The sequence below is a fragment of the Agrococcus carbonis genome (assembly GCF_900104705.1).
Lineage (GTDB): Bacteria > Actinomycetota > Actinomycetes > Actinomycetales > Microbacteriaceae > Agrococcus > Agrococcus carbonis.
This window is the reverse complement of record NZ_LT629734.1, coordinates 634,387-660,051: the sequence shown is the minus strand read 5'-3', so window position 1 is coordinate 660,051 and position 25,665 is coordinate 634,387. Positions and strand designations below refer to the sequence as shown.

The window sequence follows — 25,665 nt, the reverse complement described above, 5'->3', positions numbered from 1 at the left end:
CATGCCGATCGCCTCGCGATCAGACCTCCGGAACGTGGCGATCGTCGCCCACGTCGACCACGGCAAGACCACCCTCGTCGACGCGATGCTCCGCCAGACCGGCTCCTTCACCGCTCACCAGGCCGTCGACGAGCGCGTCATGGACTCCGGCGACCTCGAGCGCGAGAAGGGCATCACCATCCTCGCGAAGAACACCGCCATCCGGTACGCGGGCGCGCACACCGACGAGCCGGTGACGATCAACGTCATCGACACCCCCGGCCACGCCGACTTCGGCGGCGAGGTCGAGCGCGGCCTCTCGATGGTCGACGGCGTCGTGCTGCTCGTCGACTCGTCCGAGGGCCCGCTGCCGCAGACCCGCTTCGTGCTGCGCAAGGCGCTCGAGGCGAAGCTCCCCGTCATCCTGCTCGTCAACAAGACCGACCGCGGCGACGCGCGCATCGACGCCGTCGTCGAGGAGAGCCAGGACCTCCTGCTCGGCCTCGCGTCCGACCTCGCCGACGACGCGCCCGACCTCGACCTCGACGCGGTGCTCGACGTGCCGGTCGTCTACGCATCCGGCAAGGCAGGTCGCGCGTCGACCGTCAAGCCCGCCGACGGCGAGCTGCCCGAGAGCGAGGACCTCGAGCCGCTCTTCGCGGCGATCCTCGAGCACATCCCGGCACCGACGTACGACGACGAGGCGCCGCTGCAGGCGCACGTGACCAACCTCGACGCGTCCCCCTTCCTCGGCCGCATCGCGCTGCTGCGCGTGAAGGCCGGCACGATCCGCAAGGGCCAGACGGTCGCGTGGGTGCGGCACGACGGCGAGGTGCAGAACGTGCGCATCACCGAGCTGCTCGAGACCAAGGCGCTCGACCGCGTGCCCGCCGAGAGCGCGGGACCGGGCGACATCGTCGCGGTCGCCGGCATCGCCGACATCACGATCGGCGAGACGCTCGCCGACCCCGACGACGTGCGGCCGCTGCCGACCATCACGGTCGACGAGCCCGCGATCTCGATGACGATCGGCACCAACACGTCTCCGCTCGCCGGCAAGGTCAAGGGCGCCAAGCTCACGGCCCGCATGGTGAAGGACCGCCTCGACCGCGAGCTCATCGGCAACGTGTCGCTGCGCGTCGTCGACGTCGGCCGTCCCGACGCGTGGGAGGTGCAGGGCCGCGGCGAGCTCGCCCTCGCGATCCTCGTCGAGCAGATGCGCCGCGAGGGCTTCGAGCTCACCGTCGGCAAGCCGCAGGTCGTCACCCGCAAGGTCGACGGCGTCGTGCACGAGCCCTTCGAGCACCTCACCGTCGACGTGCCCGAGGAGCACCTCGGCGCCGTCACGCAGCTGCTCGCCGGCCGCAAGGGCATCATGGACGGGATGCAGAACCACGGCACCGGCTGGGTGCGCATGGAGTTCGTCGTGCCCTCGCGCGGCCTCATCGGGTTCCGCACCGAGTTCATGACGATCACGCGCGGAACGGGCATCGCCAACGCCATCGCGCACGGCTGGCAGCCGTGGGCGGGCGCGATCACGACGCGCAACAACGGCGCGCTCGTCGCCGACCGCCAGGGCGTCGCGACGCCCAACGCGATCATGGCGCTCCAGGAGCGCGGCACCTTCTTCATCAAGCCGGGCGACGACGTCTACGAGGGCATGGTCGTGGGCGAGAACGCCCGCGCCGACGACATGGACGTCAACATCACCAAGGAGAAGAAGCTCAACAACATCCGGTCGTCGACCGGTGAGGAGCTCGAGCGCCTGACGCCGCCGAAGCTGCTCTCGCTCGAGGAGTGCCTCGAGTGGGCGCGCGACGACGAGTGCGTCGAGGTGACGCCCTCGGCGGTCCGCATCCGCAAGGTGACGCTCGACGCGACGACCCGCGCTCGCGAGGCGAGCCGCCTCAAGAAGCAGGGGTAGCGCGCAGCTCCCGTCCCGAGGACCCGTTCCGCCGACGACGACCCGGTGCAGGTGCACCCGGTCCGGTCGGGTGGAACGGGTCCTCGTGCGCGTCAGCGCCCCGTGCGCCCGGCGGCGGACGACGAGCGGATGCGGTACCCGGCGCCGCGGTGCTCGGCCGGCAGGCGGTCGCCGCGCCCGTGCAGCTTCTGCCGCAGCGTGCCCGGCGCGTACTCCTCGGGGTAGGCGCCGCGCGCCCGGAGCACCGGGACGACGTGCTCGATCACGTCCTCCCACGTGCCGGGCGTGATCGCGTAGGCGAGGTTGAACCCGTCGACGTCGGTCTCCTCGACCCACGCCTGCAGCGCATCCGCCACCTCTTCGCCGCTGCCGACGATCGTCGGGCCGAGCCCGCCGATCGCCGAGTGGCGGCCGAGGTCGCCGACCGTCCACTCGCGCCCGAGGTCGGCCTCGGCCCGCAGGTGCTGCAGCACCGACTGGATCGCGTTCGACTCGACGTCGCCGACGGGATCGGCGGGGTCGTAGGCGGCGAGGTCGACGCCCATCCAGCCCGACATGAACACGAGCGCGCCCTCCTCGCTCGCGTACGAGCGGTACTCGGCCTCCTTCGCGCGCGCCTCCTCGGCCGTCGCCGCGGTGATGATCGTCAGGAGCGTGTAGATGCGCGCGGAACCGCGGTCGCGGCCGGCCGCCTCGAGCGCGTCGCGGATGCGGCGCACGGTGGCCGCGAGCACCTCCTTCGAGGGCGCCGCGACGAAGATCGCCTCGGCGTGCTCGGCCGCGAACGCGACCCCGCGCGGCGAGGCGCCGGCCTGGTAGATCACCGGCGTGCGCTGCGGCGAGGGCTCCGAGATGTGCGCGCCCGGCACGCGGAAGAACCGCCCCTCGTGGCCGATGTCGTGCACCTTCGCGGGGTCGGCGAAGACGCCGCGCTCGCGATCCTCGACGACGGCGTCGTCCTCCCACGAGCCCTCCCACAGCTTGTAGAGCACCTCGAGGTACTCGTCGGCGTGGTCGTAGCGCGCGTCGTGCGCCAGCTGGTCCTCCTGCCCCATGTTGCGCGCGGCGCTCGGCAGGTAGCCGGTCACGACGTTCCAGCCCACCCGGCCCTCGGTGAGGTGGTCGAGCGTCGTCATGCGCCGGGCGAACGGGTACGGATGCCCGAACGCGGTGCCCGCGGTCACGCCGAAGCCGAGGTGCTCGGTGACCGCCGCCATCGCGCTCACGAGCAGGATCGGGTCGTTGACCGGCACCTGCGCGCCGTTCCGCACAGCGGCGGTGCGGTCGCCGCCGTACACGTCGTAGGTGCCGAGCACGTCGGCGATGAAGAGCCCGTCGAACCGGCCTCGCTCGAGCAGCTGCGCGAGCCGCGTCCAGTAGCCGAGCGTGCGGTACTGCCGCGAGCGGTCGTCGGGGTGGCGCCACAGCCCGGAGGACTGGTGCGCGACGCAGTTCATGTCGAAGGCGTTGAAGCGGATCTGCCGTGTCATGCCGGGCATCGTGCCGCCCGCCCGCGCGCGGTCACAACGGATGCGCGTCCCACGGCGTCATGGAGCGTCACGGTGCGTCACACTCGCCGCTGCGGGCCCCCACGCGCCTACCGTGGCGGCCATGACGCATCCGCACCCCACGCGCCCGCTGCGCATCGTCGCGGTGAGCGGCAGCCTGCACCGGCCGTCATCGACGACCGCGCTCGTCGCGGCGCTCGCGGGCGCCGTGTCGCGGCGCGTCGACGCGGACGTCGACGTGATCGAGCTCGCCGAGGTCGGGCCGCACCTCGGCGGCGTGCTCGAGCGCACGGCGCTGCCCGCACCGGCGCGCGCGGCGATCGAGGCGATCGAATCGGCGGATGTGCTCGTGGTCGGCAGCCCCGTCTACCGCGCGAGCTTCACGGGGCTGTTCAAGCACCTGTTCGACTTCGTCGACCAGCGCGCGCTCGTCGACGTGCCGGTGCTGCTCGCGGCGACGGGCGGCTCGCACCGGCACGCGCTCACGATCGAGCACCAGCTGCGGCCGCTGTTCGCCTTCTTCCAGGCGCTCACGCTGCCGGTGGGGGTGTACGCGGCGAGCGCCGACTTCGAGGCGGGGCGCGTGCGCTGCCCCGAGGTGCTCGAGCGCATCGAGGCCGCGGCCGACCGCGCGCTGCCGTACCTCGTGCGGCCGCCGGCGCCCGTGCGTCCTGCCGCGTGGTGAGCGCGCCGCCCGGCGCACCGTGAGCCGCGCCGATCCGCCGGCGTCGGCGGGGGAGCGGCGCTGGTGGTTGGATGGAGGCGATGGATCCCCGCCTCGAGCGCGTGCTCTTCGTGCACGCCCACCCCGACGACGAGACCCTCTCGACCGGCGCCGCGATCGCGACCGTCGCCGAGGGCGGCGGCTCGGCGGTCGTGGCCACGTTCACGCTCGGCGAGCGCGGCGAGGTGCGCCCGGAGCGGCAGCCGCTCGTCGACGAGCTGGGCGTCGGCGAGGTGCGCCGTGCCGAGCTCGAGGCGGCGCTGCGCGCGCTCGGCGCCCGCGGCCGCCGCATCCACGGCTGGGACGACTCCGGCATGGCCTGGCACCGAAGCGGCCGGGCGGGAGCCGCGCCCGACGCGCCGCCGACCTCGATGAGCCGCGGCGACATCGACGACCTCGCGGATGCGCTCGGCGCGGTCGTCGAGGAGGTCGACCCCACCGCGATGGTCACCTACGACGCCGACGGCGGCTACGGGCACCCCGACCACATCGCCGCGCACCGCGCATCCGTCATCGTCGCGCGCCGCTACGACCTGCCGCTCTACGTGCGCACCGACGCTCCCGCCGACGTCGCCTTCCCGCTCGCGCCCGTGCGCGACCGCGTGCTCGCCGCCCTCGACGCCCACCGCTCGCAGCTCGAGGTCGACGGGGACGAGGTCGTGCACGTCGGCGGCCAGCGCCGGCCCCTCGACGACGTCGAGCACTACCGGCTGATCGAGACCCGCCCACGCCGCCGCGCGCGCTGGGGCCTCCGCGTCGGCGCGCTCGCCGCAGGCGTCATCGTCGGCGTCGTCGGCACGCTCTCGCACCAGCAGCTGCCGTGGGGGCTCGGGCTCTCGCTCATCGCCGCGGTCGGCCTCATCGGCGGCATCCGCGCCGCGAGCGGCTCGCGCCCGCTCACGCTCGCCGCGGTGCTCGGCGTGGTGGGCGTCGTCGCGCTCATCGCGATCGACCCGCTCGGCCGCGGCGCGTTCGGCACCGAGCGCTCGCTCATCCCCGACAACCTGCCGGGCTGGCTGTGGTCGCTCATCCCCGCGCTCGCGTCGCTCGTCGCGCTGGCGTGGCCGGATGCGGAGTCGATGCGGCGGATTAGGATGGCGGGGAAGGCCGAGACGAAGGGGGGAGCGTGAGATGACCTACGTGATCGCGCTGCCGTGCGTCGACCTGAAGGATCGCGCGTGCGTCGACGAATGCCCCGTCGACTGCATCTACGAGGGCGAGCGGATGCTCTACATCCACCCCGACGAGTGCGTCGACTGCGGCGCGTGCGAGCCGGTGTGCCCGGTGGAGGCCATCTTCTACGAGGACGACGTCCCCGAGGAGTGGGCCGAGTACTACGACGCCAACGTGCAGTTCTTCGAGGAGATCGGCTCGCCCGGCGGTGCCGCGAAGGTCGGCGCCCTCAAGCACGACCACCCGATCGTCGCCGCGCTGCCCCCGCAGCAGACCGGCTGATGCTGCTGCCCGAGTTCCCCTGGGACACGCTCGCGGGGGCCAAGGCGCGCGCGGCGACGCACCCGCGGGGGCTCGTCGACCTGAGCGTCGGCTCGCCCGTCGACGCGACGCCCGCGATCATCCAGCAGGCGCTGCGCGAGGCGACCGACGCCCACGCCTACCCGACCAACCACGGCTCGGCCGAGGCGCGCGCCGCGATCGCCGAGTGGTTCGCGCGCGTGCGGGGCGTGCCCGGCATCGGCGACGAGCACCTGCTCGTGACGATCGGCTCGAAGGAGCTCGTCGCGGGCCTGCCGCTCCAGCTCGGGCTCGGCCCCGGCGACGTCGTCGTGCACCCCGCGATCGCCTACCCGACGTACGACATCGGCGCACGCATCGCGGGTGCCACGCCCGTGCGCGCCGACGATCCCGACGACTGGCCCGAGGCCACGCGGCTCGTGTGGCTCAACTCGCCCTCGAACCCCACCGGCGAGGTGCTCGGCACGGATGCGCTGCGGCGCGTCGTCGCCGCCGCGCGCGAGCGGGGCATCGTGGTCGCGAGCGATGAGTGCTACGCGCTGCTGCCCTGGGAGGTCGACGAGGCGCCCTCGATCCTCGACCCGCGGGTGACCGACGGCGACCTCACGGGCCTCGTCGCGGTCTACTCGCTCAGCAAGCAGTCGAACCTCGCGGGCTACCGCGCGGCGTTCATCGCCGGCGACCCCGCCGTCGTGCAGCGCGCGCTCGCGGTGCGCAAGCACCTCGGCCTCATGGCGCCGAGCCCCGTGCAGCACGCGCTCGCCGTCGCGCTCGGCGATGCGAGGCACGTCGACGAGCAGCGCGAGCGCTACCGCGCGCGGCGCGCCCTGCTGCTGCCCGCGCTGCGCGCACGCGGCTTCGAGGTCGCCTCGCAGGCGGGGCTCTACCTGTGGGCCGCCGACGGCACGGATGCGCTCGAGCAGGTCGACGCGCTCGCGCGGCTCGGGATCCTGGTCGCGCCGGGCACCTTCTACGGCGACCCGAGCCATGTGCGCGTCGCGCTCACCGCATCCGACGACCGCATCGCCGAGGCGGCGGCGCGCCTCCGGGGGTGAGCGGCGCGGGTGTGAGAGGGCCGCGCCGATCGGCAGGTAGGCTGGCACGGTGACGACCGAGGACACCGCTGCGACCCTTGCCCGCGACGAGGCCACCGCCGGCCGCTCCGTGACGCTCCAGCACGACGGCCGCTCGACCGAGCTGCAGGTGCTCGAGGCGTCCGACGGCCGCTCGGCGATCGACATCTCGCGCCTCACGCGCGACACCGGGCTCACGACGCTCGACTACGGCTTCGTCAACACCGCGAGCACGCGCAGCGCCGTGACCTACATCGACGGCGACGAAGGCATCCTGCGCTACCGCGGCTACCCCATCGAGGAGCTCGCGCAGCAGAAGACCTTCCTCGACGTCGCGCACCTGCTGATCTACGGCGAGCTGCCGAGCGAGGACGAGCTCGCCGAGTTCGACCAGCGCGTGCGCCGCCACACGCTCCTGCACGAGGACCTGCGCCGCTTCTTCGACGCGCTCCCGCGCGACGCGCACCCGATGAGCGCCCTCTCGAGCGCCGTGAGCGCGCTCTCGACGTACTACGAGCGCGACCACGACCCGCGCGACCCCGAGAAGGTCGACAAGCAGACCATCCGGCTGCTCGCGAAGATGCCGGTCATCGCCGCCTACGCGCACAAGAAGTCGATCGGGCAGGCGTTCCTCTACCCCGACAACTCGCTCTCGTTCGTCGAGAACTACCTCAAGCTCAACTTCGGCATCGAGGCCGAGCCGTACATCCAGAACCCGGTGATGGTGCGCGCGCTCGAGCGGCTGCTCATCCTGCACGCCGACCACGAGCAGAACGCGTCGACCTCGACCGTGCGGCTCGTCGGCTCGACCGACGCGAACCTCTTCGCCTCGGTCTCGGCGGGCATCCACGCGCTCTCCGGCCCGCTGCACGGCGGCGCGAACGAGGCCGTGCTCACGATGCTGCGCAGCATCCGCGACTCGGGCGAGGGCGTCGAGCGCTTCGTGGAGCGCGTGAAGCGCAAGGAGCAGGGCGTCAAGCTCATGGGCTTCGGGCACCGCGTCTACAAGAACTACGACCCGCGCGCGAAGCTCGTGAAGACGTCGGCCGAGGAGGTGCTCGCGCAGCTCGGCGTGCGCGACCCGCTGCTCGACATCGCGCAGGAGCTCGAGCAGGTCGCGCTCGCCGACGACTACTTCAAGGAGCGCAAGCTCTACCCGAACGTCGACTTCTACACCGGCGTCATCTACAAGGCGATGGGCTTCCCCGAGCGCATGTTCACCGTGCTCTTCGCGATCGGCCGCCTGCCGGGCTGGATCGCGCACTGGCGCGAGATGATGCTCGACCCGCAGACGAAGATCGGCCGCCCGCAGCAGCTCTACGTCGGCCCCACCGAGCGCCACATCTCGGCCTGACCCCCCGCACCGCACCACCCCCTCATCGCCGCCTGCGCGGCCGACCGGAGCACGCCATGACCAGCACCACGCAGGCGCCGCAGCGCAGCGCCATCGATCGATTCTTCAAGATCTCCGAGCGCGGCTCGTCCGTGACGCAAGAGGTGCGCGGCGGGCTCGTGACGTTCTTCGCGATGGCGTACATCATCGTGCTGAACCCGCTCATCATCGGCGGCTTCTCCGCCGACCAGGCCGCGGTCGACGTCGAGGGCGGCTGGCTGCCCAACCACCAGGTCGCCGCGGTGACGGCGCTCGTCGGCGGGGTCATGACGCTCGCGATGGGCCTCATCGCGAACGTGCCGTTCGGGCTCGCGGCAGGCCTCGGCATCAACTCGTTCCTCGCCTTCGGCCTCGTGGGCGAGCTCACGTGGCCCGAGGCGATGGGTCTCGTGGTCATCAACGGCCTCATCATCGTCGTGCTCGGTCTCACGGGGCTGCGGCGCATGATCTTCGACGCCGTGCCCGCGCCCCTCAAGGCCGCGATCACGGTCGGCATCGGCCTGTTCATCGCGTTCATCGGATTCGTCGACTCGGGCTTCGTGCGCTCGACCGGCATCGCGGCCCCGCCCGTGCAGCTCGGCGACGGCGGCTCGATCACCTCGCTCCCGACCGTCGTGTTCATCATCGCGCTCGCGCTCATGGGCACGCTGCTCGCGCTGCGCGTCAAGGGCGCGCTGCTCATCGGCATCGTCGGCGCGACGGTCGTCGCGATCGTGCTCGAGGCGATCTTCCGCGTCGGTCCGTCGCTCGGCCAGGACCCGGATGCGTGGAACCTCAACCCGCCGGCGCTGCCGACCGCGATCTTCTCGCTGCCCGACTTCTCGCTCATCGGCCAGGTGTCGTTCGGCTCGTTCGAGCGCATCGGCATCCTCGCGACGACGATGTTCATCTTCACGCTCGTGTTCATGAACTTCTTCGACGCGATCGGCTCGATGACGGGCCTCGCCCGCCAGGCCGGCATCGCGACGCCGGACGGCCAGTTCCCGGGCCTCAAGCGCGCGCTCGTCGTCGAGGGCTTCGGCGCCGTCGCGGGCGGCGGCGCGAGCGCCTCGTCGAACACCGTGTTCATCGACTCGGCCGCGGGCATCGGCGACGGCGCGCGCACGGGCCTCGCGTCGGTCGTCACGGGCGCGCTGTTCCTCGCTGCGATGTTCCTCACGCCGCTCACCTCGGTCGTGCCGCTCGAGGTCGCCGCCGCGACGCTCGTCGTCGTCGGCGCGCTCATGATGGCGCAGATCACCGAGATCGACTTCACCGACTTCCGCGTCGCCCTGCCGGCGTTCCTCACGATCGTCGTCATGCCGCTCACCTACAACATCGCCAACGGCATCGGCGTCGGCTTCATCGCGTGGGTGCTCGTGAACGCGGTCGCGGGGCGCGCGAAGCAGATCTCGCCGCTGCTGTGGATCGTCGCCGTGCTGTTCGTCGTGTTCTTCGCGCGCGGCCCGATCGAGGCGCTGCTCGCCGCGTAGGCGGTCGCGGAAGCACGCGGGGGAGCGAGGCTCCGCTCGGCCGACCGACCGCCGGGACGCCTGAGGATCAGGGCTCGCGGGAGACCGCCGCGAGCACCTCGGGCCAGCGCCGCTCGAGCGCGCGCCCGCCGATGCGCACGCCGAGCCACACCGCGAGCGCGCCCACGAGGAGGCCCGTCGCGAGGCTCACCCACGCGAGCCACGGGATCCACGCCGACGCGATCGCCGTGCCGATCGCCGGTGCGCCGACGGTGCCCGCGGCGACCATCATCACGAGGGCGCCCAGCAGCGCCTGCGCGCCGCCCGAGGAGCCCGAGCCGAAGGGGCTCGCCTCGGGGGCGGGCGTCTGGCCGGGGAGCCACGGGCTGATCGCCGAGCCGACGCCGATCACGAGGCCGCCGGTGCCGAGCGTGGCGCCGACGGATGCGGGGAGGAGATCCCAGCGCCCGGACACCGCGGTCGTGAGCACGCACGCGACCAGCAGCATCGGCACGAACAGGACGACCATGCCGAGCGCGCGGCCCGCGCGGTCGTCGCGGCCGCTGACGCCCGTGAGCACATGGGCTGCGAGCGCCGAGCTGTCGTAGGCGGCGTCGAGCTGCGCGATCGACATGAGCACGACTGCGCCGAGCACCGGCAGGAGCACGGGGCCGACGGCCGCGAACGCGCCGAGCACCACCCCGTCGTCGCCGAGCTCGACCTCGACCGACCTGCCCACCACGAGGTCGATGCCGAGCACGAGCAGCGGCACGAGCAGCACCCCGACGACGTTCACGAGGTGCCGCGGGTCGCGGAATCGGTAGCGCAGCCCGCGCGCGGCGATCGCGCCGACGGGGGTCGCGGGCAGCAGGCGGTCGAGCCACGCGCCGCTGCGCACGCGTCCTCCGCCGCCCGCGGTGATGGGAGCGGTGAGGCGCGCCCGGAAGTCCGCGCCCCACACGAGGGCGAGGCCCGCGGCGGTCGCGAGCGCGATCGCGAGCTGCGCGACGGCGCGGAGCGGCTCGCCGGCGGCGAGCGCGTGCGGCGCGCCCCATGCCGCGCCGAGCGGGGTCCACGCGAGCACCTCGGCGGTCGCGGCGAGCATCGACTCGGAGGCGCCGAGCGCGCGCACGGCCTCGACGACCGTGGGCACGATCATGCCGGCGAGGATGACGAGCACGCTGCCGACGACGATCGTGAGGTCGCGCACGCTGCGCTTGGCGAGCTGACGCGCGAGCGCCGAGGTGAGCGCGCGGCCCGCGAGCATGCATGTCGCGAGCTGCAGCGGCAGCAGGACGGCAGCGACGGCGAGCGCGAGCGAATCGATGCTCCAGCCGATGAGGGTCAGCAGGAGCGCGATCGCCGTGCCGATGCCGCCGACGCCGATCGCGCTCGCGAGCAGCACGCCAGGCAGCAGCCTCGCCGCGCGCACGGGCAGGAGGGCGAAGCGCTCCGGCGCGAGCGCGTCGTCTCCCGAGATCAGCAGGCTCGCGACCGCCCACCCGACGACGAGGGCGCTCCCGAGCACGACCACCGCATCCGGGCCGAGCCCCGGCAGCGTGAGGCGCATCGCGACGAGCAGGCCGGCGAGCACGCCGAGCATGCCGAGCGCGCCGAGCACGCCGAAGGCGAGCGTGACGATCGCCCAGGGGCTGCGGCCGAGCGTGCGCCCGTACTGCCGCAGCCGCAGGGCTACGAGGAGCGCAGCCACGACAGGCTCTCGGTCGCGAGCGACTGGGTGCCGACGAGGTCGAGGAAGCGCCGCTGGAGCGGCTGCCCCTGCCGCACCTCGTCGAGCGTGCCCGAGGCGAGCAGGCGTCCCGCGGCGATGATGGCGACGCGGTCGCAGATCGACTCGACGAGCTCCATCACGTGGCTCGAGAGCACGACCGTGCCGCCCGAGGCGACGAAGCCGCGCAGGATCTCGCGGATCGTCTCGCCCGAGACGGGGTCGACCGCCTCGAACGGCTCGTCGAGCACGAGCAGCCGCGGGGCGTGGATGAGGGCGCACGCGAGGCCGATCTTCTTGCGCATGCCGGCCGAGTAGTCGATCACGAGGGTCGACGCGGCCGACGCGAGGCCGAGCGCGGCGAGGAGCTCGCCCGAGCGGCGCTCGACCTCGGGCTCGGGCATGGCTCGGAGGAGGCCGTGGTAGCGCAGCAGCTCGGCGCCCGTGAGCCGGTCGAACATGCGCACGCCGTCGGGCAGCACGCCCATGCGGGCCTTCGCCGCCGGTGGGTCGGCCCAGACGTCGAAGCCCTCGACGAGCGCCGTGCCGCCATCGGGCCGCAGGAGGCCCGTCGCCATCGACAGCGTCGTCGTCTTGCCCGCGCCGTTCGGGCCGAGGAGGCCCACCATGCTGCCCGCGGGCACGTCGAGCGAGAGCCGGTCGACGGCGATCGTGGCGCCGAAGCGCTTGGTCAGCTCGCGCAGCGCGAGCACCGGTGCGGCGGCGGGGCCGGGGGCATGCTGGGACATGCCTCGATCCTGCCGCATCGGGGTGGACTGCCGCCGCGTCGGCGGGGGATCTCGTGACGCGTGCGCCTGCGGCGCGCGCTCCTCGATCAGCGGGTGGCAGCCGGATCTCGTGACGCGTGCGCCTGCGGCGCGCGCTCCTCGATCGGCGGGTGGGGTGCGCCTGCGGCGCGCGCTCCTCGATCAGAGGGTGGGATGCGCGCGCGCTCCTCGATCAGCGGGTGGGGCTCAATGGAGCGCCTCGTTGAGCTCGACGCCGGAGCCGTCGCGCGGCACGACCTCGACCGCGCCCGTGAGCGAGTTGCGGCGGAAGAGCAGCCCCGGCCGCCCCGAGAGCTCGACGGCCTTGACCGTCCCGCCACCGGGCAGCATGGTCACCTTCGTGCCCGCCGTGACGTAGAGGCCCGCCTCGACGACCGAGTCGTCGCCGATCGAGATGCCGACGCCGGCGTTCGCGCCGAGCAGCACGCGCTCGCCGAGCGCCACGCGCTCCTTGCCGCCGCCCGAGAGCGTGCCCATGATCGAGGCGCCGCCCCCGATGTCGGTGCCGTCGCCGACGACGACGCCCTGCGAGATCCGCCCCTCCACCATCGAGGCGCCGAGCGTGCCGGCGTTGAAGTTCACGAAGCCCTCGTGCATCACGACCGTGCCGGGCGCGAGGTGCGCGCCGAGGCGCACCCGCGCGGCGTCGCCGATGCGCACGCCGTCGGGCACGACGAAGTCGAGCATCCGCGGGAAGCGGTCGATCACCTGCACCTGCAGGCCCGCGCGCTGCAGGTCGACGCGGCGCGCCGTCGCCCACGACGGGTCCACCGCGCCGCCGTTCGTCCACGCGACGACGGGCAGCGCGCCGAAGATCCCGTCGAGGTTGATCGTGTTGGGCCGCACGAGGCGGTGGCTGAGCAGGTGGAGCCGGAGGTAGGCGTCCTCGACCGACGCGGGCGCCGCATCCAGGTCGATCTCGACGTGCCGCGGCTCGAGCACGACGCCGCGCGCAGGGACGGGGCCCGCGAGGTCGTCGAGCGCGCCGCCGCGGATCCACTGCTCGTCGCCCGCGGGGGATCCGAGGGCGGGCGCGGGGAACCAGGCGTCGAGCACCCGGCCCTCGAAGACGGTGACGAGCGCATGTCCGTGTGCAGGGCGAGCCATGCCTCGAGTCTAGGCTGGAGCCCATGACGGCCATCCCGCTCGAGACGACCGCGACCTCCGCCGAGCTCACCCGGCAGCTGTGCGACATCGAGTCGGTCTCGGGCGGTGAGGGTGCGATCGCCGACGCGATCGAGGCCGCCGCGCGCCGCGCGCCGCACCTCGACGTCACGCGCGTCGGCGACACGATCGTCGCGCGCACGGCGCTCGGCCGAGACCGCCGCGTCGTCATCGCCGGCCACATCGACACCGTGCCCGTCAACGGCAACCTGCCGACGCGTCCGCTCGTCGTGGACGGCGAGGAGCACCTCTGGGGGCGCGGCACCGTCGACATGAAGGCCGGCGTCGCCGTGCAGCTCAAGCTCGCGGTCGAGCTCGCCGAGCCCGTCTTCGACGTCACGTGGATCTGGTACGACCACGAGGAGGTGGGGGAGGAGCACAACGGCCTGCGCCGCCTCGCCGCCGAGCACCCCGATCTCATGCAGGGCGACTTCGCGATCCTCGGCGAGCCCTCGAACGGACAGATCGAGGGCGGCTGCAACGGCACGCTTCGCGCCGAGATCCGCACGCGCGGCGTGCGCGCCCACTCGGCGCGCGCGTGGGCCGGCCACAACGCCATCCACGACGCGGCTGCCGTGCTGCAGGTGCTGCAGGAGTACCGCCCGCGCGAGGTCGACGTCGAGGGCCTGCGCTACCGCGAGGGCCTCAACGCCGTGCGCATCTCCGGCGGCGTCGCCGGCAACGTCATCCCCGACGAGTGCATCGTCGAGGTCAACTACCGCTTCGCGCCCTCCCGCTCGCTCGAGGAGGCGACGGCGCACGTCGTCGACCTCTTCGCGGGCTTCGACGTGCGCGTCGTCGACGCCGCCTCCGGCGCTCGTCCCGGGCTCGACGCCCCGCTCGCGATCGAGTTCATCGAGGCCGTCGGCGCGACGCCGCAGCCGAAGTACGGCTGGACCGACGTCGCGCGCTTCTCGGCGCTCGGCATCCCGGCGGTCAACTTCGGCCCCGGCGACCCCACGAAGGCGCACGCCGACGACGAGTCGGTGCCGGTCGCGCAGATCGCCGGCACCGAGGCGAGCCTCAGAGCGTGGCTCACGCGCTCCTGACCGAGCGCCTCGCCGGGCTCGACCGGCGCTGGTGGCTGTGGCCGGCGGCGCTCTGGCTCGTCTCGCGGCTCGTCAGCACCGCGCTGCTCGGCGCGTTCGCCGGGCGGCAGGACGCCAACGCGTGGACGCCCGCGCGACCCGACCTGCTCGACTACTCGACGATGTGGGACGCCCACTGGTACTTCATCGTGGCGATGTCGGGCTACCCGACCGAGCTGCCCGTCGACGACTCGGGGCACGTGGGCGAGAACGCGTGGGCGTTCATGCCGGTCTACCCGATGCTCGCGCGCGTGCTCATGCTCACGGGGCTCCCGTGGGAGGGCGCGGCGGTCGCGATCTCGCTCGCAGCCTCGCTCGGCTTCGCGCTCGTCGCCTACCGGCTCTTCGCCGAGCTCGCGCCGGGCCGCGAGCGGTTCGCGCTCGCGATCGTGCTGCTCTCGCCGACGGCCCCCGTGCTGCAGCTCGGCTACGCGGAGGCGCTCTTCCTGCTGCTGCTCGCCGCAGCGCTGCTCGCGTGGCGCCTGCAGCGCTGGGAGTGGCTGTGGGTGCTGCTGCCCATCCTCTCGCTCACGCGGCCCGGCGGACTCGCCTTCGCGCTCGCGCTCGGGCTGTGGTTCCTCGTGCGCGCGTCCCGCGAGCGCGAGGCGTTCCCGGCCCAGGAGCGGCGGATGCTCGTCGGGCTCGGGGCGTGGAGCGCGCTGTGGGGCTTCGCGTGGCTCATCGCGTGCACCGTCGCGACCGGGAGCCTCGCCTCCTACCTCGAGACCGAGCTCAGCTGGCGCTCCGCCTACATCGGCAGGCAGGAGCTCGTGCCGTTCACGACGTGGCCCATCGGCCTCGAGTGGTGGTTCGGGCCCTGGTGGCCGCTGTGGCTCGCCGGCATCGTGCTCGCCGCGGTGGTCCTGCTCGCGGGTCCGTGGGCGCGCGCCGTCGGCCTCGAGGGACGGCTGTGGGTCGTCGCGTACCTCGTGTACCTCGCGGCGGTCTGGTTCCCGCAGTCGTCGACGTGGCGGCTGCTCATGCCCGCATTCCCGCTCGCGCTCGTGCTCGCGGCCGTGCGGCCGGCGTGGGCGCGGGGCATGCTGCTCGCGGCATGCGTCGCGCTGCAGCCCGTGTGGATCTGGTGGTGCTGGCACGTGGGCGAGCGCGACTGGACGGTTCCCTAGCACACCCGCCTCGGGTGTGCCCTAGGCGGAACGTGTCACCGGAGCGTGAGATAATAGCCCTACAGGAACTGAAGGGGGAGCCGCATGGCCGCCATGAAACCACGCACCGGCGATGGACCGCTCGAGGCTGTCAAGGAGGGTCGGCTCATCGTCGTGCGCGTGCCGCTCGAGGGCGGTGGACGACTGGTCGTCTCCGTGAACGACGAGGAGGCCGCCGCCCTGCACAAGGCGCTCGGCGAGGTGGTCGTCGCCGCGTAGCCGCGTCGGATCGACCGACGATGGTCGATCAGGGGAGGGGCCGGTCCGCGAGGATCGGCCCCTCCTCGTGTCTCACGCGGGTTCGGGCAACCGCACGATCTGCAGCAGGCCGTCGCCGACCGGGCTGATCGCGGCGCGCACGGCATCCGAGGTCGAGAGCTCGCGCAGCAGCGCGCGGAGGTCGGCCACGGCGTCGCCCCGCTGGGCGGGGTCGGCGACCCGACCGCCCAGCAGCGCGTGCGCGACGAGCACCGAGCCGCCGACCCGCACGAGCGAGAGCGCGTGCTCGACGTACTCGAGGAGCCCCGCGGGATCCGCGTCGATGAGCACGATGTCGTAGCTCGACTCGTTCATGCGCGGCAGCACGTCGCGCGCTCGGCCCGTGATGAGCCTCGCGCGGGTCACCGGGATGCCCGCGCGGGCGAACGACGAGCGCGCGTGCTGCTGATGGTCGAGCTCGGTGTCGATCGACGTGAGGGTCGCGCCGGGCGCGCCGCGCAGCAGCCAGAGGCCGCTCACGCCGGCGCCCGTGCCCACCTCGAGGATCGCGCTCGCCTGCGTCGCGGCGGCGATCGCGGCGAGCTGGGCGCCCACGGCGGGCGCGATGGGGGTGATGCCGAGCTCGACCGAGGCGTCTCGCGCTCCGGTGAGCACCTCGTCCTCCGCGGCGAGGTCGTCGAGGTACTTGGCGATGAGCGGTGATGTCTGCACGGTTCCTCCGGCCTCGAGCGTACCCATGGGCACGCATCCGCACCGCCGAGGCTCGCCGCGCGGCTCGACTACCCTGGAGGGGTGTCCCTCGCCGGCATCACCCTCGACAAGCTGCTGATCATCGCGATCCTCGCGGCCGTGCTCATCGGCCCCGAGCGGCTGCCCGCGCTCGCGGAGCGCCTCGGCACGCTCGTGCGCGGCCTGCGCGACCTCGCCGGCGGCGCGAAGGAGCGCATGCGCGAGGAGATGGGGCCCGAGTTCGACGAGGTCGACTGGCGCAAGCTCGACCCGCGCCAGTACGACCCGCGGCGCATCGTGCGCGACGCCCTGCGCGACGACCCGCCCGCGCGCCCCGACTTCCGGACCGCGGCGGCCGCATCCGCCGTCGCCTCGGTCACGTCGCTGCCGCGTCGGCAGCAGGGGCCGATGCGGTTCGACGACGAGGCGACCTGACGCGGCGCGACCGCGCCCTCACGCGGGGGCGAGCGGCAGCGAGCGCCCGGCGATCGGTCGCGTGCCGCGCAGCGCCTCGGCGAGGCGGATGACGGCGGATGCGGCGGGGTCGGCGGGTGTCGACGCCACGACGGGCGCGCCCGCGTCGCCGCCCTCGCGGAGCGCGATCGAGAGCGGGATGCGCGCGAGCAGCGGCACGCCCAGGCGCCGCGCGGCCTCGTCGCCGCCGCCGGAGCCGAACAGCTCGAGGATCGTGCCGTCGGGCTGGGGCAGGCCCGCCATGTTCTCGACGACGCCGAGCACGGACTGGCCGGTCTGGCGCGCGACCTCGGCCGCGCGCTCGGCGACGTCGGCGGCGGCGCTCTGGGGCGTCGTGACGACGAGCACCTCGGCGTGCGGCAGCAGCTGGCCGAGCGAGATCGCGACGTCGCCCGTGCCCGGCGGCATGTCGATGAGCAGCACGTCGAGGTCGCCCCACCACACGTCGGTGAGGAACTGCGCGAGGGTGCGGTGCAGCATCGGCCCGCGCCACGAGACCGAGCGGTTGCCCTCGACGAACATGCCGATCGAGACGAGGCGCACGCCGTGCGCCTCGGGCGGCATCATCATGTCGCCGACCCGGGTCGGCCGCGCGTCGGTGCCGAGCAGCGCCGGGATCGAGTAGCCGTGGACGTCGGCGTCGATGACGCCGACCGCGAGGCCGCGAGCCGCGAGCGCGACCGCGAGGTTCGCCGTCACGGTCGACTTGCCCACGCCGCCCTTCCCGCTCGCGATCGCGATGATGCGCGTGAGGGTCCCGGGCCCGAACTGCTGCGGGCGCGAGCCGCGCAGCCGCTCGACGAGCGCCTGCCGCGTCGCGGGCTCCATGACGCCGACGGCGACCTCGACGCGCTCGACGCCCTCGACCTGCGCGGCCGCCTGCCGCACATCCGCCTCGATCCGGTCGGCCGCGGGGCACGCGGCCACGGTGAGCTCGAGCGCGATGCGCGCGACGCCGCCGTCGAGGGTCGCCGAGGGGATCATGTCGAGCTCGACGAGCGGGCGGCGGATCTCGGGGTCGATGACCGCCCGGAGGGCGCGCTCGAGCGCCGGGTCGAGGCTCGCGGTCACGGCGTGCCCGTCACGGCTCGTCGCGCGCGCGCCGCTCGTCGAGGTCGTCGACGAACGATCGCAGCTCGGCGCGGATGAACTCGCGCGTGGCCATGTCGCGCATCGCCATGCGCAGCGCCACGACCTCGCGCGCGAGGTACTCGGTGTCGTTGAGGTTGCGCTCGGCGCGCAGGCGGTCCTGCTCGATCTGCACGCGGTCGCGGTCGTCCTGGCGGTTCTGCGCGAGCAGCAGCAGGGGCGCGGCGTAGGAGGCCTGCAGGCTCAGCACGAGCGTGAGCAGCGGAAAGCCCTGGTCCTGGGGGTCGAACTGCGCCTCGGCCGGCGCGATCGAGTTGTAGGTGAGCCAGAACCCGCAGAAGACGGTCATGCCGATGAGGAACGCGGGCGTCCCCATCCCGCGCGCGAACGCCTCGGTGAACCGCCCGAAGCGATCCTTCGACTGGGGCATGCGGATGCGTCGGCGCGCCTTGGGGCGCGCGAAGGACTCGTCGCGGTCGCGCTGGTCGCGCTCGCGGTCAGCCATGCGATCCCTCCTCCTGCGCGCGCCAGTCGGCCGGCAGCAGGTGGTCGAGCACGTCGTCGATCGTGACGACGCCGACGAGCCGCCCCGCGGGGTCGACGACGGGCACCGAGACGAGGTTGTAGGCGGCCATCCGGCGCGTGACCTCGGCCGCGGTGTCGCTCACGAGCACCGGCTCGATGAGCTCGTCGAGCAGCGTGCCGACGCGCTCGTTGGGCGGGTACCGCAGCAGCCGCTGGAAGTGCACCATGCCGAGGAAGCGGCCGGTGGGGGCCTCGTAGGGCGGCAGCGTCACGCAGATCGCGGCGGCGAGCGCGGGCGCGACCTCGTGGCGGCGCATGAGCGCGAGCGCCTCGGCGACGGTCGCGTCGGAGGCGAGGATGATCGGCTCGGTCGTCATGAGGCCGCCCGCGGTGTCGGCGCCGAACGAGAGCAGCATGCGCACGTCCTCCGCCTCCTCGGGGTCCATGAGCTCGAGCAGCGTCTCGCCGCGCTCGGCGGGCATGTGACCGATGAGGTCGGCGGCGTCGTCGGGCTCCATCTGGTCGAGCACGTCGGCCATGCGGTGGTCGCCGAGGGCGTCGAGGATCTCGAGCTGCCGATCCTCGTGCATCTCCTCGAGGATGTCGGCAAGGCGGTCGTCCGAGAGGTCCTCGGCGACCTCGATCATGCGCTGCGTCGGCAGGTCGAGCATCGCCGAGGCGGCGTCGGCGGCCGGCAGCTCCTCGAGCGCGGCGAGCAGGTGCTCGGTGTCGTGCTCGGCGTCGAGCTCGTGCCGAACCTCGTTCCAGAGCGCGAGGGTCGTCGGCCCCTTGCCGAACGGGCCGGTCTTGGGCTTGCGGAGGAAGAGCTCGTGCACCTCCCACTCGCCGGGACCCCGCTCGGCGATCGAGAGGTCCTCGACGAGCGCCGTCGTGCCGTCCTGCAGGGTGACGGTGCGGCCGATGACGTCGGCGAGCAGCAGGCGCTCGGAGCCGCGCTGGCTGAAGCGGCGCTCGCTGATGGCCGACGCGATGAGCTGGCCGCCGCCGATCGAGAGCACGCGGCCGATCGAGAGGAAGACGCGCTGGCGCCCGCGGTCCTCGACGACGAGCCCGACGACGCGCGGCGAGGCGTCCTGGCGCGGCACGGTGACGACGTCGCGCACCTTGCCGATGCGCTCGCCCGCGGGGTCGAACACGCCCGCACCCGCGAGGCGGGCGACGAAGACGGTCGGAGCGCTCATGGCGTCCAACGTACCGCGCGAGCCTGACGCTCACAGCGAACCCGCCCGTGCCCTCGACGGGCCGCGTGGGAGGATTGCCGGGTGACCATGTTCCAGCGAGCGGCCGCAGGCGACCAGGGCCTGCCGCGCGGCGTCGTCGTCGCGTCGTACGAGACCTACGACCAGGCGCAGGCGGCCATCGCCAAGGTGTCGGGCTCCGACACCGAGCTCGCCGGGCTCGCGATCATCGGCAACGACCTCAAGCTCGTCGAGCGCATCGTCGGCCGCCTCACGTGGGGCAAGGTCGCGATGCGCGGCGCCCTCCGGGGCCTCGGCTTCGGCGCGTTCATGGGGCTCATGTTCCTGCTCTTCGTGCCCGAGGCCGTCGGCTCCGTGCTCGTCTTCCCGCTGCTGGGGCTCGCCTTCGGCATCCTGCTCTCGGTCGTGCAGCACTCGATCGTGCGCCGCAAGCGCGACTTCGCGTCGACGCAGCAGGTGCTCGCGAGCCGCTACGACGTCGTCGCGCCGCAGGAGAGCGCGGGCCGCGCGATGCACATCATCGGGCAGCGCCAGGCCGGTCAGCAGCAGGGCACGGTGCCCACCGAGGCGCAGCTGCAGGCGGCGCCGCCGCCCGCGCCCGAGCAGCGCATGCCCTCGACTCCCGAGCCGACTTCCCCCGACGAGGCACCATCGGCCGAGCCGGGGCAGGGCCCCGCATCGCGCGACCCCCAGGCGCCGCCCGCGCCGTAGCGGGTCGCCGCGGCGTCACACGAGCGCGTCCGACGCGCGCGCCGCATCCGCGACCGCGTCGCTCACGAGGTCGAGCAGCGGGGAGGCGAGGTTCCAGCGCTGCCACCACAGCGGCACCTCGATCGTCTCGTCCGAGAGCACGACGAGCGAGCCGTCGGCGACGCCGGCCTCGAACTGCCCGGGCAGCAGCATGCCCCAGCCGAGGCCCATGCGCACGGCCTCCGCGAACTCGGCGGATGCGCTGATGACGTGCCGAGGTCCCGTGGACTCCGCGCCGCGCAGCCGCGCGAACGCCGTCTGCAGCGTGTCGTGCGCGTCGAAGTCGACGAGCGGGGCGCGCTCGAGCGCCGCAGCGGTCGGGCCCTCCGGCAGCCACCGCTCGGCGAACGCGCGCTCGGCGACCGGCACGTAGCGCATCCGCCCGAGCGGCGACGAGACGCAGCCGGAGACCGGCTCGCGCTGCGCGGTGACGGCGCCCATGACGGTGCCGGCCTCGAGCAGCTGCGCGGTGCGCTCCTGGTCCTCGCGGTGCAGCTCGAACGTGACCGCGCGCTCGGCGGTGACCCGCGCGAGCACGGGCAGGAACCACGTGATGAGCGAATCGGCGTTGACCGCGAGCGCGACGCGGGGCCCGCCGCCGGCGTCGTCGGCGCCGAGCGCGTCGAGCGCCTCGCGCTCGAGCAGGCCGAGCTGGCGGGCGAGCCGCACGAGCGGCTCGCCAGCGGCGGTCGGGCGCACCGGCTTGGTGCGCTGCAGCACGATGCGGCCGACGCGCTGCTCGATCGCCCGGATGCGCTGGCTCACGGCGCTCGGCGTGACGCCGAGCTGCGCCGCCGCGCGATCGAGCGTCCCGGCATCGACGGCGGCGGCGAGGGTGCGCAGGTGCTCGAGCGGCAGGTCCACGTCGCCACGATAGATGAAGGAACGCTTACGACGCTCCAGGATCTATCGTTGGACTGCATCCGGTCGGCTCAATAGCGTGGCGGGCATGGAGCAGCAGCATGTCATCGCCCTCGTGTCGGGCCTCGGGCTGTGCCTCGGCCTCATCGTCTCGATCGGCGCGCAGAACGCCGTGGTGCTGCGGCAGGGCCTGCGGCGCGAGCACGTCGGGCTCGTGGTGCTCGTGTGCGTCGTGAGCGACGCGATCCTGCAGGCGATCGGCGTCGCGGGCGTCGCGACGCTCGTGACCTCGCAGCCCTGGCTCGAGACGGTGGCCCGCTGGGCGGGGGCGCTGTTCATCCTCGGCTACGTGCTCCTCAGCGCCCGCCGCGCCTGGCGCGGCGGCGGCTCGCTGCAGGCCGCGGACGCGCCGAATGCGGCCGAGGACGCCGCCGGGGGAGCGGTCGCCGTCCGGACGCGCCGCGGCCGGCTCGTGACGCTCGGCACGATCCTCGCCGTCACGTGGCTCAACCCGCACGCGATCGTCGAGACGACGGTCGTGCTCGGCTCGGTCGCCGCGACGCACGGCGAAGCGCGCTGGTGGTTCCTCGCGGGCGGCATCGCCGGCAGCACGCTGTGGTTCGTGCTCTTCGGCTACGGCGCGCGCTACCTCGCGCCGCTGCTGCGCACCGAGCGCGCCTGGCGCGTCCTCGACGGGGCCATCGCTGCCGTGATGCTCGGGATCGCGATCACGCTCGTCGCCGGCTGACCGGCCGGCGTCAGCGCTCCCGCACCTCGCGCATCCACGCCTCCACCGCATCCGCCGTGCGCGGGATGGCACCCGAGAGGTTCACGGCGCCCTCGGCGGTGACGAGGATGTCGTCCTCGATGCGCACGCCGATGCCGCGCAGCTCCTCGGGCACGGTGAGGTCGTCGGCCTGGAAGTAGAGGCCGGGCTCGATCGTGAAGACCATCCCCTCGCGCACGATCCCGTCGTGGTAGAAGTCGCGCCGGGCCTGCGCGCAGTCGTGCACGTCGAGGCCGAGGTGGTGGCTCGTGCCGTGCACCATCCAGCGACGGTGCAGCTGCTGGTCGGGCTGCAGGCTCTCCTCGGCGGAGATCGGCAGCAGGCCCCACTCGGCGGTGCGGCGCGCGATGACCTCCATCGCGGCGGCGTGCACCTCCTTGAACACGATGCCGGGCCGCACGATCGCGAACGCGGCGTCGGCGGCCTCGAGCACGGCCTCGTAGACCTTCCGCTGCAGCGGCGAGAACGTGCCGGAGATCGGCAGCGTGCGCGTGATGTCGGCGGTGTAGAGGCTGTCGACCTCGACGCCGGCGTCGAGCAGGATGAGGTCGCCGGCGCGCACCGCGCCGTCGTTGCGCGTCCAGTGCAGGTAGCACGCGTGGTGCCCGGAGGCGGCGATCGTGTCGTAGCCGACCGCGTTGCCGTCGAGCCGCGCGCGGCGTTGGAAGGCGCCCTCGACCACGCGCTCGCCGCGCTCATGGCGGGTGGCCTCGGTCAGGTCGGCGATCACGTCGTCGAAGCCGCGCGCGGTCGCGTCGACGGCCGCCTGGATCTCGGCGACCTCGTGCGCGTCCTTCACGAGGCGCAGCTCGCTCAGGTCGCGCGCGAGCACGTCGCCGTCGGGGTTGGCGCCCGTGACGAGCGCCTCGACGGCCGGGTCGGCGCCCGTGACGACGAGCGCGGCGCCGGTGCCGGCGAGCGCGCCCTCGAGCTCGCCGAGGTCGGCGGTCGCGACGCCGAGGTCGGCGGCGACGTGGTCGAGCGAGGGGCGCGGGCCGACCCAGAACTCGCCGATCGCGGGATTCGCGTAGAACTCGGTCGTGCCGCGCCCGGCGGGCCCGCGGAAGTAGAGCGTGGCGCGGTGGCCCTCGCCCTGGCCGTCACCCTCGGGCTCGAGCACGAGCACCGAGTCGGGCTCCGCATCCGATCCCCAGCCGGTGAGGTACGTGAAGTCGGGGTGCGCGCGGAAGGGGTAGTCGGTGTCGTTCGAGCGCACCTTGAGCCCGCCCGCGGGCACCACGAGGCGCACGCCCGGGTGCAGCGCCGAGATGCGCGCGCGGCGCTCGGCGGCGAACGCGGCGGCGGCGCGGGGCTCGGGCGCCGCGTCCTCGCGGTCGGCCCATCCCGACTGGATGTGCTCGGTGAACGCCGACGACGTCGGCGTCGTCGAGCGGTTGGAGGTGGCAGGGGCGGCCGAGTCCTGGGCCTTCGTCGTCGCATCGGTCATGCGCCCATCCTCCCACCGTCGGCGCGTGCCGCGCCCGAGGGCGATCAGGCGGGGTCGGCGGATGCCGCCGGCCGCGAGGCGGGCGGGTTCCGGTCGGCGTAGAGGGCGGTGAAGAGGCCGAACGGCTCCCCCTCGGGGTCGGGGCCGCGCTCCTTGAACTCTGTGATGAGCTCGAACATGCGGCGCTGCAGCTCCTCGCGGTGCTCGGGGCTGACCTTCAGGCCCATCCATGCCACGTCGATCTCGTCGGGCGCGAGCCCCTCGATCTGCTGCAGGAACGTCTCGACGAGCACGGGGGAGATGTTGGGCACCGGCGTGCTCCACGAGCGGCCGGTCGCGCGGTAGGGCACCTCGCGCGCGCCGCCGGCACCCGCGCGCTCGGGCTCGGCCACGAGGAAGCCGGTCTGCACGAGGGTGCGCACGTGGTGCAGCATCGTGCCCGGATTGACGCCCAGGAGCTCGGCGAGCTCCTTGTTCGTGCGCGACTCGAACGCGCACAGCCGCAGCACGCGCAGCCGCAGGGGGGAGCTGAGGGCACGGCCGCGCGCCTGCACGTCGGCGTCGCTCTCGTGCGCCGCGCCGCCGTCCTGGGGCGCGGCCGGGCGCGTGCGGTCGTCCTGCGCCGGCGCCTGCTCGTCGGCCCCGTCGGGCCGTCGCCCGACGGGGCCGCTGTCGGTGATCGCGCGCTCGTCGGCCATGCACCGATCCTAGCGATTGAACTTCGTCGATCGGAGGCGCATACTGATCGACATGTCTCAATCAGAGGTCGCGCAACCGGCCGACGACACGCCCGTCGAGCTCGACGCGCCCACCGCCGTCGCCGGAGCGCCGAAGGGGTCGCTCTGGCGCGACGCCAACTTCCTCACGATGTGGTCCGGCCAGGCGCTCGCGCAGGTCGGCTCGCAGGTCACCGAGCTCGCGATCCCCGTGCTCGCGGTGCTGCTGCTGCACGCGAGCGAGCTCGAGGTCGGGCTGCTGAACGCCGCGGGCGTCGCCGCGTTCCTCGTCGTCGGCCTGCCCGCGGGCGCGTGGATCGACCGCATGCGCAAGCGCCGCGTGATGATCTGGGCGGATGCGGTGCGCGCCGCCGCGCTCGCGGCCCTGCCGCTGCTGTGGTGGGCGGGCGTGCTCGAGATGTGGCACCTCTACGCCGTCGCCCTCGTCGTGGGCGTCGCGACCGTCTTCTTCGACGTCTCGTACCAGAGCATCATCCCGTCGCTCGTGCGGAAGGATCAGATCGCCGAGGCGAACGGCAAGCTCGAGGCCACGCGCGAGCTCGCCAACATCGCCGGCCCCGCGCTCGGCGGCTGGCTCGTCGGCCTCATCACCGCCCCGTTCGCGATCCTCGCGACGGTCGGCACCTACATCGCGTCGTTCGTGGCGCTCCTGCGCACCCGCGACCACGAGGAGCCGCGCGCCGCCGACGACCGCGGGCCCATCCTGCGCGAGATCGGCGAGGGGCTGCGCTGGGTCTTCGGCAACCCGCTGCTGCTGCGCATCGTCGGCACGACCGGCATCTCGAACTTCGCGAGCACGATGTCGTTCACGCTGCTGCCGATCTTCCTGCTGCGCACGCTCGGCCTCACCCCCGAGGCGATGGGCGTCATCTTCGCGCTCGGCTCGGTCGGCGGGCTCGCGGGCGCCGTCGCGACCCCGCACATCGTGCGGTGCATCGGCGAGGCGCGCGCGATCCCCGCGAGCGCGATCGCCTTCAGCGTCATCGCGTGCATGCTGCCGCTCGCCGCGACCTTCCCGCAGCTCGCGTTCGGCCTCCTCGTCGTGCAGGGCTTCGTCGCGAGCTTCACGGTGCTCGTCTACAACATCACCCAGGTCACCTTCCGGCAGCGCATCACCCCCGGTCGCCTGCTCGGCCGGATGAACGCATCCGTGCGCTTCTGCGTGTGGGGCGTCATGCCGCTCGCGGCGCTGCTCGCGGGCGCGCTCGGCACGTGGATCGGCGTCGTGCCGACGATGTGGATCGGCGCGGCGGGGCAGGTGCTCGCGGCGCTGTGCGTCGTCGTCGGGCCCTTCTGGGGGATGCGCGAGCTGCCCGACGCCGAGCACTGAGGCTGCGGCCCGCTCCCAAGCGGGCGTCCTACGCTGG

The 25,665-nt window shown here is 73.7% G+C and carries 25 protein-coding genes; 14 read left to right on the top strand and 11 right to left on the bottom strand.

Annotation, left to right across the window (positions count from 1 at the left end; translation table 11 throughout):
• The first annotated feature begins 1 nt into the window (after window position 1).
• Window positions 2-1,903, top strand: a complete 1,902-nt coding sequence (gene typA, locus BLT67_RS03205) for a translational GTPase TypA (protein ID WP_092665692.1) — start codon at window positions 2-4, stop codon at window positions 1,901-1,903.
• Between the two features lie 92 nt (window positions 1,904-1,995).
• Here the strand turns inward: typA and BLT67_RS03200 are convergent, their stop codons facing one another.
• Complete coding sequence (locus BLT67_RS03200) at window positions 1,996-3,393, bottom strand: LLM class flavin-dependent oxidoreductase (protein WP_092665691.1); 1,398 nt, start codon at window positions 3,391-3,393, stop codon at window positions 1,996-1,998.
• A 121-nt stretch (window positions 3,394-3,514) separates the two neighbouring features.
• Between BLT67_RS03200 and msuE the strand changes: the two genes are divergently transcribed.
• The 6 genes from msuE (at window position 3,515) to BLT67_RS03170 (ending at window position 9,546) form a co-directional block, all read left to right on the top strand.
• On the top strand, window positions 3,515-4,096 hold the full coding sequence (msuE, locus tag BLT67_RS03195) for an FMN reductase (RefSeq protein WP_092665690.1): 582 nt from the start codon (window positions 3,515-3,517) through the stop codon (window positions 4,094-4,096).
• Between the two features lie 80 nt (window positions 4,097-4,176).
• On the top strand, window positions 4,177-5,265 hold the full coding sequence (locus tag BLT67_RS03190) for a PIG-L family deacetylase (RefSeq protein ID WP_172801972.1): 1,089 nt from the start codon (window positions 4,177-4,179) through the stop codon (window positions 5,263-5,265).
• A gap of 1 nt (window position 5,266) precedes the next feature.
• Window positions 5,267-5,590, top strand: coding sequence for a ferredoxin (gene fdxA, locus BLT67_RS03185; protein ID WP_092665688.1), 324 nt, complete (start codon window positions 5,267-5,269; stop codon window positions 5,588-5,590).
• Complete coding sequence (gene dapC, locus BLT67_RS03180) at window positions 5,590-6,663, top strand: succinyldiaminopimelate transaminase (RefSeq protein WP_092665687.1); 1,074 nt, start codon at window positions 5,590-5,592, stop codon at window positions 6,661-6,663. The genes fdxA and dapC overlap by 1 nt, the downstream gene beginning before the upstream one ends.
• 142 nt (window positions 6,664-6,805) lie before the next feature.
• On the top strand, window positions 6,806-8,035 hold the full coding sequence (locus BLT67_RS03175) for a citrate synthase (protein ID WP_231945619.1): 1,230 nt from the start codon (window positions 6,806-6,808) through the stop codon (window positions 8,033-8,035).
• 56 nt (window positions 8,036-8,091) lie between these two features.
• The gene (locus BLT67_RS03170; protein WP_157674134.1) at window positions 8,092-9,546 is read left to right on the top strand and encodes an NCS2 family permease; all 1,455 of its coding nucleotides are present in this window, start codon (window positions 8,092-8,094) and stop codon (window positions 9,544-9,546) included.
• A 67-nt stretch (window positions 9,547-9,613) separates the two neighbouring features.
• Here the strand turns inward: BLT67_RS03170 and BLT67_RS03165 are convergent, their stop codons facing one another.
• From BLT67_RS03165 to dapD, 3 genes are all read right to left on the bottom strand, one after another.
• Window positions 9,614-11,236, bottom strand: a complete 1,623-nt coding sequence (locus BLT67_RS03165; RefSeq protein ID WP_092665686.1) for a hypothetical protein — start codon at window positions 11,234-11,236, stop codon at window positions 9,614-9,616.
• On the bottom strand, window positions 11,218-12,003 hold the full coding sequence (locus BLT67_RS03160) for an ABC transporter ATP-binding protein (protein WP_092665685.1): 786 nt from the start codon (window positions 12,001-12,003) through the stop codon (window positions 11,218-11,220). Before BLT67_RS03160 ends, BLT67_RS03165 begins: the two co-directional genes overlap by 19 nt.
• A 225-nt stretch (window positions 12,004-12,228) precedes the next feature.
• Window positions 12,229-13,149, bottom strand: a complete 921-nt coding sequence (dapD, locus tag BLT67_RS03155; RefSeq protein WP_092665684.1) for a 2,3,4,5-tetrahydropyridine-2,6-dicarboxylate N-succinyltransferase — start codon at window positions 13,147-13,149, stop codon at window positions 12,229-12,231.
• Window positions 13,150-13,172: 23 nt separating this feature from the next.
• On the opposite strand from dapD, the gene dapE reads away from it, so the two are divergent.
• The 3 genes from dapE to BLT67_RS03140 all read left to right on the top strand — a co-directional run bounded on the left by dapE (window position 13,173) and on the right by BLT67_RS03140 (window position 15,679).
• Window positions 13,173-14,255 carry a succinyl-diaminopimelate desuccinylase gene (gene dapE / locus BLT67_RS03150; protein ID WP_407922512.1) on the top strand — a complete coding sequence of 361 codons (1,083 nt, stop codon included), beginning with the start codon at window positions 13,173-13,175 and terminating at the stop codon, window positions 14,253-14,255.
• Window positions 14,237-15,421, top strand: a complete 1,185-nt coding sequence (locus BLT67_RS13325) for a hypothetical protein (protein WP_157674132.1) — start codon at window positions 14,237-14,239, stop codon at window positions 15,419-15,421. Before dapE ends, BLT67_RS13325 begins: the two co-directional genes overlap by 19 nt.
• A gap of 84 nt (window positions 15,422-15,505) precedes the next feature.
• Window positions 15,506-15,679: a DUF3117 domain-containing protein gene (locus tag BLT67_RS03140; protein ID WP_092665683.1), complete on the top strand. Its 174-nt coding sequence runs from the start codon at window positions 15,506-15,508 to the stop codon at window positions 15,677-15,679.
• A gap of 72 nt (window positions 15,680-15,751) precedes the next feature.
• Here BLT67_RS03140 and BLT67_RS03135 read toward each other — a convergent pair whose 3' ends face one another.
• Window positions 15,752-16,390 (bottom strand): O-methyltransferase, encoded by a 639-nt coding sequence (locus BLT67_RS03135; RefSeq protein ID WP_231945559.1) that lies wholly within the window; start codon window positions 16,388-16,390, stop codon window positions 15,752-15,754.
• An 81-nt stretch (window positions 16,391-16,471) separates the two neighbouring features.
• Between BLT67_RS03135 and BLT67_RS03130 the strand changes: the two genes are divergently transcribed.
• A complete protein-coding gene (locus BLT67_RS03130; protein ID WP_092665681.1) occupies window positions 16,472-16,843 on the top strand; it encodes a Sec-independent protein translocase family protein in 372 nt (123 codons plus the stop codon).
• Between the two features lie 18 nt (window positions 16,844-16,861).
• On the opposite strand, the gene BLT67_RS03125 is transcribed toward BLT67_RS03130, so the two are convergent.
• Genes BLT67_RS03125 through BLT67_RS03115 form a run of 3 tightly spaced genes read right to left on the bottom strand, consistent with a single transcriptional unit; the run spans window position 16,862 to window position 19,698 of the window.
• On the bottom strand, window positions 16,862-17,953 hold the full coding sequence (locus tag BLT67_RS03125; protein WP_092665680.1) for an Mrp/NBP35 family ATP-binding protein: 1,092 nt from the start codon (window positions 17,951-17,953) through the stop codon (window positions 16,862-16,864).
• A 10-nt stretch (window positions 17,954-17,963) separates the two neighbouring features.
• Window positions 17,964-18,476, bottom strand: coding sequence for a DUF1003 domain-containing protein (locus tag BLT67_RS03120; RefSeq protein ID WP_092665679.1), 513 nt, complete (start codon window positions 18,474-18,476; stop codon window positions 17,964-17,966).
• Entirely contained in the window at window positions 18,469-19,698 is a 1,230-nt protein-coding gene (locus BLT67_RS03115) for a magnesium transporter MgtE N-terminal domain-containing protein (RefSeq protein WP_092665678.1), read from the bottom strand. The genes BLT67_RS03120 and BLT67_RS03115 overlap by 8 nt, the downstream gene beginning before the upstream one ends.
• Before the next feature lie 87 nt (window positions 19,699-19,785).
• On the opposite strand from BLT67_RS03115, the gene BLT67_RS03110 reads away from it, so the two are divergent.
• Window positions 19,786-20,427: a general stress protein gene (locus BLT67_RS03110; protein WP_331712167.1), complete on the top strand. Its 642-nt coding sequence runs from the start codon at window positions 19,786-19,788 to the stop codon at window positions 20,425-20,427.
• A 15-nt stretch (window positions 20,428-20,442) separates the two neighbouring features.
• Here the strand turns inward: BLT67_RS03110 and BLT67_RS03105 are convergent, their stop codons facing one another.
• Window positions 20,443-21,330, bottom strand: a complete 888-nt coding sequence (locus BLT67_RS03105; protein WP_092665676.1) for a LysR family transcriptional regulator ArgP — start codon at window positions 21,328-21,330, stop codon at window positions 20,443-20,445.
• A gap of 85 nt (window positions 21,331-21,415) precedes the next feature.
• On the opposite strand from BLT67_RS03105, the gene BLT67_RS03100 reads away from it, so the two are divergent.
• Window positions 21,416-22,075 (top strand): LysE/ArgO family amino acid transporter, encoded by a 660-nt coding sequence (locus tag BLT67_RS03100; RefSeq protein WP_092665675.1) that lies wholly within the window; start codon window positions 21,416-21,418, stop codon window positions 22,073-22,075.
• Between the two features lie 10 nt (window positions 22,076-22,085).
• Here the strand turns inward: BLT67_RS03100 and BLT67_RS03095 are convergent, their stop codons facing one another.
• Window positions 22,086-23,561, bottom strand: a complete 1,476-nt coding sequence (locus BLT67_RS03095) for an aminopeptidase P family protein (RefSeq protein ID WP_092665674.1) — start codon at window positions 23,559-23,561, stop codon at window positions 22,086-22,088.
• Window positions 23,562-23,605: 44 nt separating this feature from the next.
• A complete protein-coding gene (locus tag BLT67_RS03090; protein ID WP_092665673.1) occupies window positions 23,606-24,259 on the bottom strand; it encodes an ArsR/SmtB family transcription factor in 654 nt (217 codons plus the stop codon).
• Between the two features lie 52 nt (window positions 24,260-24,311).
• On the opposite strand from BLT67_RS03090, the gene BLT67_RS03085 reads away from it, so the two are divergent.
• Complete coding sequence (locus BLT67_RS03085; RefSeq protein WP_092665672.1) at window positions 24,312-25,628, top strand: MFS transporter; 1,317 nt, start codon at window positions 24,312-24,314, stop codon at window positions 25,626-25,628.
• The last annotated feature ends 37 nt before the right edge of the window (window positions 25,629-25,665 follow it).

Excerpts from the sequence above, each read along its gene's own strand:
- BLT67_RS03120 (WP_092665679.1), bottom strand. The coding sequence starts at position 18,476 with ATGGCTGACCGCGAGCGCGACCAGCGCGACCGCGACGAGTCCTTCGCG.
- BLT67_RS03115 (WP_092665678.1), bottom strand. The coding sequence starts at position 19,698 with ATGAGCGCTCCGACCGTCTTCGTCGCCCGCCTCGCGGGTGCGGGCGTG.
- BLT67_RS03170 (WP_157674134.1), top strand. The coding sequence starts at position 8,092 with ATGACCAGCACCACGCAGGCGCCGCAGCGCAGCGCCATCGATCGATTC.
- BLT67_RS03110 (WP_331712167.1), top strand. The coding sequence starts at position 19,786 with ATGTTCCAGCGAGCGGCCGCAGGCGACCAGGGCCTGCCGCGCGGCGTC.
- BLT67_RS03095 (WP_092665674.1), bottom strand. The coding sequence starts at position 23,561 with ATGACCGATGCGACGACGAAGGCCCAGGACTCGGCCGCCCCTGCCACC.
- fdxA (WP_092665688.1), top strand. The coding sequence starts at position 5,267 with ATGACCTACGTGATCGCGCTGCCGTGCGTCGACCTGAAGGATCGCGCG.
- typA (WP_092665692.1), top strand. The coding sequence starts at position 2 with ATGCCGATCGCCTCGCGATCAGACCTCCGGAACGTGGCGATCGTCGCC.
- BLT67_RS03190 (WP_172801972.1), top strand. The coding sequence starts at position 4,177 with ATGGATCCCCGCCTCGAGCGCGTGCTCTTCGTGCACGCCCACCCCGAC.
- BLT67_RS03090 (WP_092665673.1), bottom strand. The coding sequence starts at position 24,259 with ATGGCCGACGAGCGCGCGATCACCGACAGCGGCCCCGTCGGGCGACGG.
- dapC (WP_092665687.1), top strand. The coding sequence starts at position 5,590 with ATGCTGCTGCCCGAGTTCCCCTGGGACACGCTCGCGGGGGCCAAGGCG.
- BLT67_RS03085 (WP_092665672.1), top strand. The coding sequence starts at position 24,312 with ATGTCTCAATCAGAGGTCGCGCAACCGGCCGACGACACGCCCGTCGAG.
- BLT67_RS03140 (WP_092665683.1), top strand. The coding sequence starts at position 15,506 with ATGGCCGCCATGAAACCACGCACCGGCGATGGACCGCTCGAGGCTGTC.
- dapE (WP_407922512.1), top strand. The coding sequence starts at position 13,173 with ATGACGGCCATCCCGCTCGAGACGACCGCGACCTCCGCCGAGCTCACC.
- BLT67_RS03100 (WP_092665675.1), top strand. The coding sequence starts at position 21,416 with ATGGAGCAGCAGCATGTCATCGCCCTCGTGTCGGGCCTCGGGCTGTGC.
- BLT67_RS03200 (WP_092665691.1), bottom strand. The coding sequence starts at position 3,393 with ATGACACGGCAGATCCGCTTCAACGCCTTCGACATGAACTGCGTCGCG.
- msuE (WP_092665690.1), top strand. The coding sequence starts at position 3,515 with ATGACGCATCCGCACCCCACGCGCCCGCTGCGCATCGTCGCGGTGAGC.
- dapD (WP_092665684.1), bottom strand. The coding sequence starts at position 13,149 with ATGGCTCGCCCTGCACACGGACATGCGCTCGTCACCGTCTTCGAGGGC.
- BLT67_RS03160 (WP_092665685.1), bottom strand. The coding sequence starts at position 12,003 with ATGTCCCAGCATGCCCCCGGCCCCGCCGCCGCACCGGTGCTCGCGCTG.